Genomic DNA, 13,559 nt, shown 5'->3' on the forward strand with positions numbered 1-13,559 from the left:
AAGACGGCGGGCGCTCCGACGTGTTGTCGCGTGGCCAGGTAGTTGCAGGTTCCCGGTTGCGTCGACGCTTGATGTGAGGCTGTTTCCCATGTTCGAACCGGTCATAGCGCCCAGCGGTACGCTGCTCGGCCTGCTGCAGCGGGGCCGCGGTGACGGCACCCTGCACGCGCTGACGGCACCGCGGGACGAGGCGCTCGCGGCTCTCGACCAATGTGTGCTGAGCGACCCCCGCCACGACTGGCAGGTGGAGAACCGCTCGCTCTACTACGCCCGTCTCTACCTGGACCTCCACGGGGGCCTGGCAGAGATCGAGCGCCACCTTTTCCACCCCGACGGCACCGTGGACCTCGTCGACACCGACGAGTCCCGGACCGGGCTCGCGCTCTCCGTCCTCGGGCACCTCGCCTCGTACGGCCGGCGGGACGCCCTCGAACTGCTGCGCAGGTACGCGGCCTTCGGCGGGAACTGGGCCTGGGCCCTGGACGAGCTGGCCCTGCGCGACGACGACGCGGGACTGCGCGCCCTCGCCGAGCCGGTCCTGGCCCGCTTCTCCGCGCAGGACGAGGCCGAGCTGGCCGCCGCCGTCCGCGACGCCTTCGAGCCGCGGCCCTGGCGGCTGTGGGCCGAGGATCCGCGCCCGCACATCGGGGCACGCGTGCGTGCCGCCCAGGAAGCAGGCTCCTTCGACCGCTGGCAGCGGCAGCTGACTCCCGCGGGCCCCCGCCCCGAGTGGAGCGTCCAGGCCGTCTTCGACTGGGCCCAGGAAGGCTTCGAGCGGGGCGCCGCGCGGTACGTGCCCGCCGCGCGCTGCCTGAGCGCGGTCGCCGGACCCGAGGACCGCGCGCGGATCGTGCGGGCCGCCCGGGACGGCTCGGACGGCGCCCGCTGCACCGCGCTGCGCTATCTCGCCGACGCCCACGACCCCGAGGTCCTCGACCTCGTCGAGGCCGCCGTCGCCTCTCCCGCGCGCGTGGTGGTGGACGCGGCGCTCGACTCCTTCGAGCGGATGCGCAGTCTCGCCGCCGTGGACCGGGCCCGCCGCTGGGCCCGCCGCCCGGACGCGCTCGGCGCCGCCGCGGGCCGCGTCCTCGCCTGCCGGGGCGCCGCCGCGGACAGCGAGCTCGTGCTCTGGGCCCTGCGCGAGGCCGTGCGCGGTGACGGCCCCGACGCCCCCACCCTGTGGCCGCTCGTCGACGGAGCGGGACGGCTCGGCATCGCCTGCGCCGCCCCCGTGCTTCGCCACGTCTACCGCGAGACGGCCTCCTCCCATCTGCGCGGGCGCGCCGCCCGCGCCCTCGCCGCCACCGACCCCTCCTTCGCCGCGGGCTTCGCCGTCGAGTGCCTGTGGGACTGCGAGGAGTCCACCCGCGAGGTCGCCGCACGGCACGCCGAGACCGGCGACAGCCGCGTCGTCGACCAACTGCGCCGCCTCGCCGCCGACCCCGCGGAGGAGGCCGAGGTACAGACCGCGGTCCGCGCCCGGATCGGCCCGGACGCGCCGGCCCGGTGACCGGCTGATGGACGGGAGGCGGCCGTCCGGCCGCCTCCCGCCGCCTGCCGTTCGCCCAGGTCGCCCGCTGTTCGCCCGGCGGCACAACGCTCACGGGACGTTCCTCGCCAGGAAAGATCCACGTTGACGTGGGCACGTCCGGTGCGGCGACAACACGGATATGCGTGTCGTCATCGTGAGCGAGTCCTTCCCTCCCGACATCAACGGCGTGGCCCACTGCGCCCTGCAGACCGCGCGGCACCTCGCCGCCCGCGGCCACGAACCCCTCGTCGTCGCCCCGGCCACCGCCGACGGACCCGAGGCGGACGCGGGCGCCCCCTGCCCCGTGATCCGGGTGCCCTCGCTGCCGCTGCCCGGCTACCCGCAGGTCCGGGTCGCCCTGCCCAGCCGCCGCGTCGCCCAGGCCGTGGCCGCGCACCGGGCCCACGTCGTCCACCTGGCCAGCCCGTTCGTCCTCGGTGCCCGCGGCATGGCGGCCGCGGCCCGCCAGGGTGTCCCGGCCGTCGCCGTCTACCAGACCGACCTGGCCGGTTACGCCCGTACGTACATGGGCGCGGGGGAGGCCGCCGCCTGGCGCCGCATCCGCGCGGTGCACGCCGCCGCCGACCGGACCCTCGCCCCGTCCAGCGCCGCCCGGCACGACCTGGAGGCGCACGGGGTGCCCCGGGTGCGGCTGTGGCCGCGCGGCGTGGACGGCCACCGGTTCCGGCCCGAGCGGCGCGATCCGTCACTGCGCGCGGAGCTGGCACCCGGCGGGGAGCTGCTCGTCGGCTACGTGGGACGGCTCGCCCCGGAGAAGCGGGTCGAGCTGCTGTCTCGCGCGTGCGGCCTGCCCGGCGCGCGGATCGTCGTCGTGGGGGACGGGCCGAGCCGCGCCTCGCTGGAAGGCGCCCTGCCCGGCGCCGTCTTCCTCGGGCGGCGCACCGGCGACGACCTCGCCCGGATCTTCGCCTCCCTGGACGTCTTCGTGCACACGGGCCCGTTCGAGACGTTCTGCCAGACCGTGCAGGAGGCCATGGCCAGCGGGGTGCCGGTGGTCGCGCCGGCCGTCGGGGGGCCGCTCGACCTCGTCGACCACGGCAGGACCGGACTGCTGGTGCCACCGCTGGACGCGGACGCCGTTCGCGACGCCGTGTGGTCGCTGGCCGCCGACCCGGCCCTGCGCGCCGCCTACGGAGCAGCCGGCCGCGCCGCCGTCGCCGGACGGACCTGGGAGGCCGTCGGGGACCAGCTCGTCGAGCACTACGCCGACGTGCTGCGGGCCCGGACGGTGGTGGCGGCATGAGCGGGGGCCTGCGCATCGTCCGGCTCGCGAACTTCGTGGCGCCCTCCTCCGGCGGCCTGCGCACCGCCCTGCGCGAGCTGGGCGCCGGTTATCTGGCGGCCGGCCACGCACCCGTGCTGATCGTCCCGGGGCCCCGCTTCTCCGACGAGGAAGGCCCTCAGGGCCGCGTCCTGACCCTGCCCGGGGCGCCCCTGCCGGGCACCGGCGGATACCGCGTGCTGACCGAACGCCGCCGCGTGGCCCGGCTCCTGGAGGAGCTGCGCCCCGACCGCCTGGAGGTCTCCGACCGCACGACCCTGCGCTGGACCGGCGAGTGGGCGCGGCGGGCCCGGGTGCCCGCCGTCATGGTGTCGCACGAGACTGCGCACGGCGTCCTGCGGACCTGGGGCGTGCCCGACGGCGCCGCACGGCGCGCCGCCGACGTGCTCAACCTCCGCACCGCGCACGCCTACGCGCGCGTGGTGTGCACGACGGAGTGGGCCGAGCGCGAGTTCGTCCGCGTCGGCGCGCGCAACGTCGTCCGGGCGCCGCTCGGGGTCGACCTCGAACGCTGCCGCCCCCGGGCGGCCGACGCGGGCGTGCGGGAACGGCACGCGCGCGTGGGCGAGGTACTGCTCGTCATGTGCACGCGGCTGTCCGTGGAGAAACGGCCCGGCACGGGACTGGAGGCGGTGGCGGAGCTGCGCCGCCGCGGCGTGCCCGCACGGCTGGTCGTCGCCGGCGACGGGCCCCTGCGGACCCGGCTCGTCCAGCGGGCGCGGGCGCGCCGGCTGCCGGTCGACTTCCTCGGGCACGTCGGCGACCGGGACGCCCTCGCCGCACTACAGGCGGCGGCCGACGTGTGCCTGGCCCCCGGCCCCGCCGAGACCTTCGGGCTCGCCGCTCTGGAGGCCCTGGCCTGCGGGACGCCCGTCGTGGTCAGCGGGACCTCGGCGCTGCCGGAGGTCGTGGGGGCGGCGGGCGCCGTCGCGGCGGACAACGGCGCGGCCTTCGCCACCGCAGTCCAGGAGGTGCTGGGACGGGCGGTGTCGCGGCGCCAGGAGGCGGCACGCGCGCGGGCCGAGTGCTTCGGCTGGGACACCGCCGTGCGGGCCTTCCTGGCCGCCCATGAAGCGCCCGAGCCCGCGCACGACCGGGGTGCGGTGTGAAGCCCCTGCGGTTCGCCGCGCTCGGCGACTCCCTCACCCAGGGGATCGGTGACCCGGTCGACGGCGGGTGGCGCGGCTGGGCGGCGCTGCTCGCCGACGGGCTCACCCCGGACGGGACGCCGGTGGAGTTCCGCAACCTCGCCGTGAGCGGGGCACAGACGGCCGATGTGCGCCACCGCCAGCTCCCGGACGCGCTCGCCTGGGCACCCGACCTCGTGTCCGTCGTGGTCGGCGTCAACGACACCTTGCGGTGCACCTTCGACATCCGTGCCGTCGCCGCCCACCTCGACACCGTGTACGGGGCCTGCGCCGGGCGGGGCGCGGTCCTCCTCACGGCCTGCCTGCCCGACCCGGGCGCCATGCTGGGGCTGCCCGGAGCCCTGGCCCGGCCTCTCGCCCGCCGGCAGCGCGCGGTCAACTCCGTGGTGCACGCCCTGTCCGCGCGTCACGGCGCGGTCCACCTGCACGCCGCCGAGGGCGACTTGGTGACCGACCGCGCCATGTGGAGCGCGGACCGGCTCCACCCCGGGGAACGGGGACACCGTCTGTTCGCGGCCCGCTTCCATGCCGCGCTCGCCGCGGCCGGGCACGCCGGGGGCCCGGCGCCCGGCACCGAGCCGGAGCGGCCCGCGCCGACCCGCTCGGCCGGTCTGTGGTGGCTGGCCACCGCGGGCACCGGATGGGTGGCGAGGCGCTGTACCGATCTGCTGCCGCAGCTCTTGGCGCTCGCCGCCGACGAGGTGCGGCACGGACTGCGCGGCACCGGCGCCCGGCTCGACCTGAGCGCGTCGGCCGGGGTGGCGGCGGCCCTGTCCGCGCTGTCGGCGTCAGCGGAGGCCTCCCGGGCGGCCACCTGAAAGCAGCCCTCATACAGGTGGGTCACGGTCCGCGATCAGGTATGGCCACGGGTCGCGATCGTTGAACGATCCGGCGATACCCATGTTGTCTCGTTCCTTCATGTGCGCTTGAATGCGGCCGTGGCCACGGAAGAACTGCACGCACTCGCCGACGACCGCGCGCTCCTGGGGCGCACCAGCACCGCCGAACGCGTCGCGGACATCCTCAGGAGCCGGATCGCGGACGGATTCTTCCCGCCCGGGACCCGCCTGTCGGAGGACAGCATCGGCGGCGCCCTCGGCGTCTCGCGCAACACCCTCCGGGAGTCCTTCCGGCTGCTCACCCACGAGCGACTGCTCGAACACCGGCTCAACCGCGGTGTCTTCGTCCGAGTCCTGAGCATCGACGACGTCCAGGACATCTACCGCATCCGGCGCATGGTCGAGTGCGCCGTCGTCCGCTCCCTCGGCGACCCCCCGTACGCGCTCGACCGGGTCGCGGAGGCCGTCGCCGACGGGCAGCGCGCCGCCGGGGCCCGCGAGTGGAAGGGCGTCTCGACCGCCAACATCCACTTCCACCGCGAACTCGTCGCCCTCGCGCGCAGCGAACGCACCGACGAACTGATGCGCAGCGTCCTGGCCGAACTCCGGCTCGCCTTCCACGTCGTGGACGACCCGCGCCGCCTCCACGAGCCCTACCTCGCCCGCAACCTGCGGATCGTCGAGACGCTCCGGGACGGGCGCAGGGACGCCGCGGAGGCGCTGCTCGCCGACTACCTCGACGACTCCCGCGACGGGCTCGTCGAGGCGTACGGGCAGCGGGTCCCGGCAGGCGGGTGACCGCCCGGCGGCCCCGTCGCATCTGCGTCGTTTCGACCGGTGTCAGACCCAGCGCCTAGTCTGTGCTCCGTGACTTCGCCTGCCACCACGGAATCCGTTCCGCCCCAGCTCAGCGCGGGGCCGCGCCCCGCGCCGGGGCCGGCCGCCGACGAAGGGCTCGCGCGGCGCCTCCGCGCGCTCGCCTGCACCGCCCCGCTGCACGACCTCGACGTGCGCAAGGCCAACCTCGCGGGCGAGTACTCGACGTACGGCATGGCCGAGGTGGCGCTCAGCGCGATCGACCTCGTCACGCTGAACATGGACTTCGACACCGGCGCCGACCACGAGCAGATAGTGGCCCGTCTGGTGCCGCGCATCGCCGCGCAGGCGCCCCAGCGCCCCGCCGCGGAGCACGAGCGCGTCGCCCGCTGGGTCCTGGAGAACCTGATCAACGTCGGCACGGTGGACCGCGGCTTCCGCGCCGTGTACGGCACGTTCGCCACCGACGGCTCCTACGTGCGGCGCGACTACGACTTCAAGCTGATCGAGGAAGTCCCCGGTCACGGCGGCAGCGTCTACCTCCGCACGACCGACGAAGCGGTCAACGTCCTGGTCGGCGCTCTCGACACGGACGTCACCAGCGCGCAGATCGCCGCCGAGGTCAAGCTTGAGGTGCTCATCAGCCGCGGCCGCCTCGCGGACGCGCAACTCGCCGCCGAGCAGGCCAGGTACCGGACCGTGCAGTACTCGGAGACGCTGCGCAAGGCCCTGGACGCCACGCGGCGCAACGTGCGCGCCGTGGACTGGCTGCGTGCCGTCCCCGACATGATCGCCGAGGCGCTCGACCACGTAGCCGACCGCTACCGCCACGAGAACGCGATCCTCACGAACATCCGCAAGGCCAGGGACGAGTCCGAGGAACCCGAGCAGAAGCGGCGCGCCGCCGAACTGGTCGACATCGTCAAGGACTGCATCCGCCGCCATACGCAGTTGCAGTCCCGGCTGCTCGAAGCGGGCCCCCTGTTCCGCGCCGAGCAGGACCGGCAGGCCTTCGCCACGCCCTCCGCGCGCGCGGGCCTCGACCTGTACGGACAGCTCGTGGCGCCCCTGCTGCCGCTGCCGGTCGAGAGCGCCCGCAAGGTCACCGACGCCTTCTTCGCCCACGGCACCGGACTGCGCACCCCCGTCTCCGTACGCGTCGGCGACCTGGTCGACATACTGCTGACCCCGCCGCTGGAGCGGGAGCACCTGGGCGCCGAGATGCCCGAGCCGGACCTCGTCGCCACCCCCGACGACAGCCGCTTCAGCGAGGAGCAGCTGGCGAGCGCCAAGGAACTGCTCGACCTGCCCGCGGACGCGCCGCGCCGACTGTCGGGGCTGCTGGCAGAGGCCCGGCGGCGCGACAGCGAACTGCCCTACCTGGTCGCCCTGTTGGCGGTGCACGCGGCCAGCCCGCCGGTCGGTACCGCCTACCGCCAGGGCGAGGGCACGCTGCTGTTCGCCGTGGACGACGGCACCGAACTCGACGACCCGGAGTTCGGCGGCGCCGACCTCATCGTCGGCACGGCGCTCCTCGACGCCGCCGGGATGGCGGCGGGCCGCACGGAGGCCGCGTGACGCACGAGGGACGCACGACAGACGCGGCGGACCGCAGGGACGCCCCATGACACACCGAGAACCGACCGAGGAGCACCGCCCGTGACCGAGTACCCCGAAGAGCTCGCCGAACGGGGCGAGGCCGAGGCCACCGGGGCGGGCACCACCAGGGCACCGGCGCCGGTCACCCCCGCCGACGCGGCCGACGCGGCCCGGCTGGTCTCCTTCGGCCTGCAACCAAAGCTGGCACCCTCGCGCGACCAGGAGTACGCCGAACTGCTGCGCCGCTACCGCGAGGACCCGCCGTTCGCGCGGCTCGCCGACGCCGTCGCCACCGGTCTCGGCCTCGTCGTCCTGGAGGTCTCCCCGCGCGCGGGGATGGCCGTGACGGCCGCGGAGGACTCCGTCTTCGCCGTCCGCATGGGCGACTACGCCCGCCGCACGGCCGCCGACTCCACCGACCGGTTCCTGCACGGCCTCGCGCACCTCGCCGTCGCCGCGCTCGCCTTCCCGCGCCCGGAGGACCTCGCCGACGACGGCTACATCGGCCGCGTCAGCGTCAACGGCGTGGACGGATTCGTCCGTCAGGCCTGCCGCAAGCTGGAGGAGCGCGCCGACGAGCAGGGCGAGAACACCGACCCGGCCACCGACGCCCCGGGCCTCGAAGCGGCCTGGCGGGTCTGGGCGCGGCGCAGCTCCACCGGCGCCACCAAGGACGCGCGCCGCCTCGCCGGTTCGACCACCGGCATCGTCGCCAAGGCCGTCACGTTCCTGACCGACTCCGGGTTCCTGCAGCGGACCGGCGACGACGGCGGCGGCACGTACCGCACCACCGCCCGCTACCAGTTGCAGGTCCGCGACATGGCCGGCACGGCCGCCATGGCCGAACTCCTGGAGCTCGGCGTGGTCGCGGTGACCGACGGCTCCGCGAGCCTGTTGCCGCCGATGGACGAGGACGCGGTGGAGCTCGCCGACGCGGGCCTGCCGTTCCACTCCTGACCGCCTGACCGCCTGACCGCCTGACCGCCTGCCCCCGCGCCAACCGCCTGACCGCCTGACCGCCTCGATCGGCCCCCTGACCGACAGCCGCACCGCGCACCGCCCGACCGCCACCGCACCGACCGCCTCACCGAACGTCCGTACCTACCACGAGAGTCCGCCATGTACGAGCTGTCCCGGGTTCGCCTCTACTCCATCGGGCCGGCCGGTGCGCGCTACGCCGACACCGTGCTCGACCTGCGGGGCGTCGGCGCGCCCGTGCCCGACCCCGCGCCCACCCAGGCGGAGTTCTTCGCGGACGAGCCGGTCGGGCCGCCGCGCCGCCCGGCGCCGGCCGGCGTGCTCTTCCTGGAGAACGGCGGCGGCAAGTCGGTCCTGCTCAAACTGATCTTCTCCGTGATGCTGCCCGGCCACCGCAACACCCTGGGCGGCGCCAGCTCCGGAGTGCTGCGCAAGTTCCTGCTCGCCGACGACTGCGGACACGTCGCCCTGGAATGGCAGCACACCCTCACCGGTGAGTGCGTCGTCGTCGGCAAGGCCAGCGAGTGGCGCGGGCGGCAGGTCTCCAACGACCCCCGCAAGTTCGCGGAGGCCTGGTACTCGTTCCGGCCGGGCCCCGGCCTCAGCCTGGACTCCCTGCCCGTCGCCGAGTCGACGGCCGTCCGCGCCACCCCCGAGGGCGCCTCGGGCGCACAAGGCCGCCGCCGCACCATGAAGGGCTTCCGGGACGCGCTGACCGAGGCCGGCAAGGCCTACCCCCACCTCGAAGTCCACTGGGAAGAGATCCACGACCGGTGGAACGAGCACCTCGGGGACCTCGGACTCGACCCCGAACTCTTCCGCTACCAGCGCGAGATGAACGCGGACGAGGGCGAGGCCGCCGGCCTCTTCGCGGTCAAGAAGGACTCCGACTTCACCGACCTGCTGCTGCGCGCCGTCACCGACACCCGCGACACCGACGGCCTCGCCGACCTGGTCGGCGGCTTCGGCAACAAGCTCGGCCGGCGGGCCGAGCTGATCGCCGAACGCGACTTCACCGCCGGCTCCGTCGACCTGCTCACCCGCATCGTCGACGCCGCCGACACCCGGGCCCGCGCGCGCGACATCCACGCAGGCGCCGAGCGCCGCACCCGCACGCTCGCCCGGCGCCTGACCGCCCGGGCCGGCGTCGAGCGAGCGCGCGCCGGTGACCTCGCCCAGCAGGTCACCGCCGCCGCGCACACCGTCACCGAAGCCGAGTCGGCGCGCGGGCGCAGCGCCCTCATCGCGGCCGAACTCGCCTACCGGCATGCCTCGTTGGCGCTGGCCGGCGCCGAGAAGGCCGCCGCCGCGCAGAAGCGCGAACTTGCCGACGCCCGCACCCTGCACTCCGCATGGCAGGCCGCCGAGGCCGTGCTGCGCCACCGTGCCGCCGCCGACCGCACCGCGCGCGTGGCCGCCGCCATCCGCGAGGCCGAGCGCGACGCGGCCCCCGCCCTCGCCGCCCGCTCCCGGGCCGCCGCCGAGCTGGTCCGGGCCCTGCACAGCGCGGCGGAGAAGGCCGAGAGCCACGCCAACGAGGAGGAGGAGCGTTCCGCCGTCCTCCAAGAGGCGGGCGAGACCGCGCACCGCGACGCGACCGTCGCCGCCACCGAGGCGCAGCGCGCCCGCAGCGAACTGGGCCACCTGCGCCAGCGGCTCACCGAGGTCGAGCAGGAGACCGCCGAGGCGGTCCGCGCCGGCTGGCTCGACGACAGCGCGCCCGACGCCGACCCGGCCCGCGCCGCCCTCGCCGCGAGCGACGCCGAGAAGACGACCGTCGCCGCCTGGGACACCGCCCGCGAGGCCGCCCACCGCGCCACCGAGCACGCCCGTGAGGCCGCCGCCGTACAGGCCCGCGCCGAGCTGACCGCGGCCCGCGCCGCCGACGCAGCGGCCGCCGCGGACCAGGCGCACCAGGCAGAGGAGCGGGCCGCCGCCGCCCTGGCGGGGGAGGAGCGGCTCGCCGAACTGCTGGGCGTGGACGGCCCGTCGGCCGCACCCGCCGCACCCGACGACGCCCCCCGCACCCCGCTGACCCCCGAGGACCTCGACCGGGCCGCCGACGACCTGGCCGGCCTGCTCGACGGCTCCGTCACCGCCGCCGAGCGGCAGCTGTTCGAGCTGCGCACCGCCGCCGCCGACGACTCCCGCATCCTCGGCGCCCTCGGCGACGGCGGGCTGCTGCCGCCAGGACCGGACGTGCTGGCCACGGTCGAGCACCTCGGCGAACAGGGCATCCCCGCCCTGCCGGGCTGGCGCTACCTCGCCCAGTCCGTCGACCCCGTCGACCACGCGCGCGTGCTGGCCGCCCGCCCCGAGCTGGTCGACGGCGTGATCATCACCGACCCGGCCTCGCACGCCCGGGCCCGGGAGGTACTCGCGGGCGCCGCCCTGCTGCCGCGGTCCACCGTCGCCGTCGGCACCGCCGCCGCGCTGCTCGCCCCCACCCCGGCCGAGGCCGCCCCGGACGAGGGTGTCTTCCTCGTCCCGCCGAACCCGGCCATGCACGACGAGCACGCCGCCGACGAGGAGCGCCACGCCCTGCGCGCCCGCGCCGCCCAGCGCGACGAGTCCATCCGTGCCCTCGCCGGCCGCCTCGCCAAGGACCGCGAGCTCGCCGCCCGGCTCACCTCCTGGCGGGCCGGCTGCCCGGCCGGCCGGCTCACCGAACTCGCCACCGAGGCCCGGCAGGCCCGCGCGTTCGCCGAGGAGACCGAGGCCGAGCTGGCCGAGGCCCGCACCGTCCGCGCCGAGGCCGACGAGTCCGCCACCGAGGCGCTCCGCGTCCGGGACGAGCGGCAGGAGGCCGCCCAGCGGGCCCGCCGCGCCGCCGATGCGCTCGCCGGCCTCGCCTACCGGCTGCGCGAGCGCGCCGCCTGGCAGGCCAAGGTGCGCGAACTCGCCGACGAGGCCGTCGCATCGGAGGCCCGCGCCCAGTCCTGCCTGGAGCACGCGCGCGCCGCCGACGAGGACCGCCGCTCCGCCCAGCGCTCCGCCGACGACACCCGCCGCACCGCCCGCGCGCTGCGCGCCGAGCGCGCCGAGATCGCCGGCGCCCCCGACGACGTACCCGAAGGGGAGACGCCCAAGGCGTCGCTGCCCGCCCTGCGCGAGGCCTACCGCGCCGCGTCCCAGCTGTACGAGAAGGTCGGCGTCGGCGCCGACCTGCGGGCCGAGCAGGCCCGCGCCGAGAGCGACGAATCGGCCGCCCTCACCGAACTGGGCCGGCTCACCAACAAGGTGCGCACCCGCGCCGCCACCCTGCTCGAATCGTCCGACGGCGCCGACGGGCCCTCCCGGCAGGCCGCCGCCGCCCGCGCCGAGGAGCTCGTCCAGCTCCTGGAGACCCGCGCCTCCACCGCCAGCGAGCAGCTCGGCAGGTTGCGCGGCGAGGCCGAGCGGCACGCGCCCGAGGACGGCACGGCCCACACCGAGCTGCCCGCGGACCTCGTCCCCGCCGACGCCGAGCAGGCGGGCGCCCTGTTGCGGACCGTCACCACCGAACTGGCCGCGCGGACCGAGGCGCTGAGCACCGCCCGCGCCGCCCACGGCGAACTCCTCGACGCCCACCGGACCGCCGAGGACGGCACCGGCGGCTTCGAGGAGACGGCCGCGCTCCTGCGCGACCTGCTGCGGGACCACGCCGACGACGAGCACGAGGAGCAGGAGCCCTACCCGGGCACCCTGGAGGAGGCCCGCACCGCCGCGGCCGAGACCCGCCGCTCACTGCGCGGCTGCGCCGCCGACCTGTCCGCCGCCGAGACCGCCGTCCGCGAGGCGAGCGACATCCTCGTCCGGCATGCGAACTCCACCCGCTACGAGCAGGTGCGCACGCCCGCCCGCCAGCAGATCCGCGAGCTGCCCGCCGCCGCGCTGCCGGAGCACGCGCAGCGCTGGGCGGACGCCTTCGCACCCCGGCTGCGCGTCCTCACCGACGAGCTGGCGCAGCTGGAGCGCAACCGCGACTCGATCGTGGACCGGCTGCGCGGCCTCGTCGAGTCCTCGCTTGCCACGCTCCGCTCCGCCCAGCGCCTGTCCCGCCTTCCCGAAGGGCTCGGCGAGTGGTCGGGCCAGGAGTTCCTGCGGATCCGCTTCGAGGAGCCCGACCAGGCCACCTTGACCGAGCGGCTCGGCGAGGTCATCGACGACGCGACCCGCGCGGCCGTGAAGAAGAACTCCGACCTGCGCCGCGACGGCATGTCCCTGCTGCTGCGCGGGGTCGCCGCCGCCCTGGAGCCCAAGGGCGTCGCCGTCGAGATCCTCAAGCCGGACGCGGTGCTGCGGGCCGAGCGGGTGCCGGTCGGGCAGATGGGCGACGTGTTCTCCGGCGGCCAGCTGCTCACCGCGGCCATCGCCCTGTACTGCACGATGGCCGCGCTGCGCTCGAACGACCGGGGCCGCGACAAGCACCGGCACGCCGGCACGCTCTTCCTCGACAACCCCATCGGCCGGGCCAACGCGACGTACCTGCTGGAGCTCCAGCGCGCCGTGTCCGACGCGCTCGGCGTCCAACTCCTCTACACGACCGGCCTGTTCGACACCACGGCGCTCGCCGAGTTCCCGCTGGTGATCCGGCTGCGCAACGACGCGGACCTGCGGGCGGGGCTGAAGTACATCAGCGTGGAGGAGCACCTGCGCCCGGGCCTGCCGCAGCAGGATCCCGACGGGGAGACGGTGCACGGCGAGATCACGGCGACCCGGATGTTCAAGCGACCGGCCGAGCCCGCGGAGACCGCCGAGCCCACGGTGCCCGCCGCCCGCACCGGGACGGCCGCACAGGACGCCTGACCGAAGGCGGGACGGGCGGGTCGGACGGGCGGGCCGCCGCGCCCGCCCCGCCCGGTCACTCACCGGCTCACGTATGCGTCAACTGCCCGGCCCCGCCGTGCCTGCGTATGCTCTCCGGCGCGCGCCGCGCCGACCGGCGGGCCCGGCGGCGCTCCTTGCGCAGCTGACGGGCGGTGCTGGCCGGAACGGAGACGACTCCGTGCCGCTGGTTCCACATCTGGCGCGTCACCCAGACGTCCAGCACGCCCCAGGTGGCCACCACCGTGCTGGCCACGCTGCTGAGCACCATCGGGAACGCCAGCCAGGAATCGGCGAGCGTGCACAGGAAAGCGACCATCGCCTGGATCAGCGTGATCGCACTGATGAGGACGGCGCGCACCGCCGCCTTGCGGACCGGATCGGGCATCCGGCGCCGCTTCGCCGGCTCCTCGACCCATAGCTGCCGCCGCTCCGTCATCTCACTCACCACGTCACTCCCCGCCGCTTCCAGGCCCTCGGCCCGATGCCCCCGCACCGGCCTGCACAGTGACTGCCCGGTTTGCTCCGCTTGATGTCAC

9 protein-coding genes are annotated in these 13,559 nt (G+C 75.9%); 8 read left to right on the forward strand and 1 reads right to left on the reverse strand.

Annotation, left to right across the window (positions count from 1 at the left end; genetic code table 11):
• The first annotated feature begins 88 nt into the window (after positions 1-88).
• The 8 genes from ACIBW6_RS19255 to ACIBW6_RS19290 all read left to right on the forward strand — a co-directional run bounded on the left by ACIBW6_RS19255 (position 89) and on the right by ACIBW6_RS19290 (position 13,002).
• Complete coding sequence (locus ACIBW6_RS19255; RefSeq protein ID WP_399061012.1) at positions 89-1,510, forward strand: HEAT repeat domain-containing protein; 1,422 nt, start codon at positions 89-91, stop codon at positions 1,508-1,510.
• A 160-nt stretch (positions 1,511-1,670) separates the two neighbouring features.
• Entirely contained in the window at positions 1,671-2,795 is a 1,125-nt protein-coding gene (locus ACIBW6_RS19260) for a glycosyltransferase family 4 protein (protein ID WP_399061014.1), read from the forward strand.
• Positions 2,792-3,943, forward strand: a complete 1,152-nt coding sequence (locus ACIBW6_RS19265) for a glycosyltransferase (RefSeq protein ID WP_399061017.1) — start codon at positions 2,792-2,794, stop codon at positions 3,941-3,943. Before ACIBW6_RS19260 ends, ACIBW6_RS19265 begins: the two co-directional genes overlap by 4 nt.
• On the forward strand, positions 3,940-4,800 hold the full coding sequence (locus ACIBW6_RS19270) for an SGNH/GDSL hydrolase family protein (RefSeq protein WP_399061020.1): 861 nt from the start codon (positions 3,940-3,942) through the stop codon (positions 4,798-4,800). Before ACIBW6_RS19265 ends, ACIBW6_RS19270 begins: the two co-directional genes overlap by 4 nt.
• A gap of 120 nt (positions 4,801-4,920) precedes the next feature.
• Positions 4,921-5,619: a GntR family transcriptional regulator gene (locus ACIBW6_RS19275; protein WP_399061022.1), complete on the forward strand. Its 699-nt coding sequence runs from the start codon at positions 4,921-4,923 to the stop codon at positions 5,617-5,619.
• Between the two features lie 69 nt (positions 5,620-5,688).
• Positions 5,689-7,215: a hypothetical protein gene (locus ACIBW6_RS19280; protein ID WP_399061024.1), complete on the forward strand. Its 1,527-nt coding sequence runs from the start codon at positions 5,689-5,691 to the stop codon at positions 7,213-7,215.
• Positions 7,216-7,296: 81 nt separating this feature from the next.
• Positions 7,297-8,193, forward strand: a complete 897-nt coding sequence (locus ACIBW6_RS19285) for a hypothetical protein (protein WP_399061026.1) — start codon at positions 7,297-7,299, stop codon at positions 8,191-8,193.
• 162 nt (positions 8,194-8,355) lie between these two features.
• Positions 8,356-13,002 (forward strand): hypothetical protein, encoded by a 4,647-nt coding sequence (locus ACIBW6_RS19290; RefSeq protein ID WP_399061028.1) that lies wholly within the window; start codon positions 8,356-8,358, stop codon positions 13,000-13,002.
• A 67-nt stretch (positions 13,003-13,069) separates the two neighbouring features.
• Here ACIBW6_RS19290 and ACIBW6_RS19295 read toward each other — a convergent pair whose 3' ends face one another.
• On the reverse strand, positions 13,070-13,492 hold the full coding sequence (locus tag ACIBW6_RS19295) for a hypothetical protein (RefSeq protein WP_399061085.1): 423 nt from the start codon (positions 13,490-13,492) through the stop codon (positions 13,070-13,072).
• Positions 13,493-13,559: the final 67 nt, after the last annotated feature.

Origin of the sequence: Streptomyces sp. NPDC049813, from assembly GCF_044465085.1 — a bacterium.
Lineage (GTDB): Bacteria > Actinomycetota > Actinomycetes > Streptomycetales > Streptomycetaceae > Streptomyces.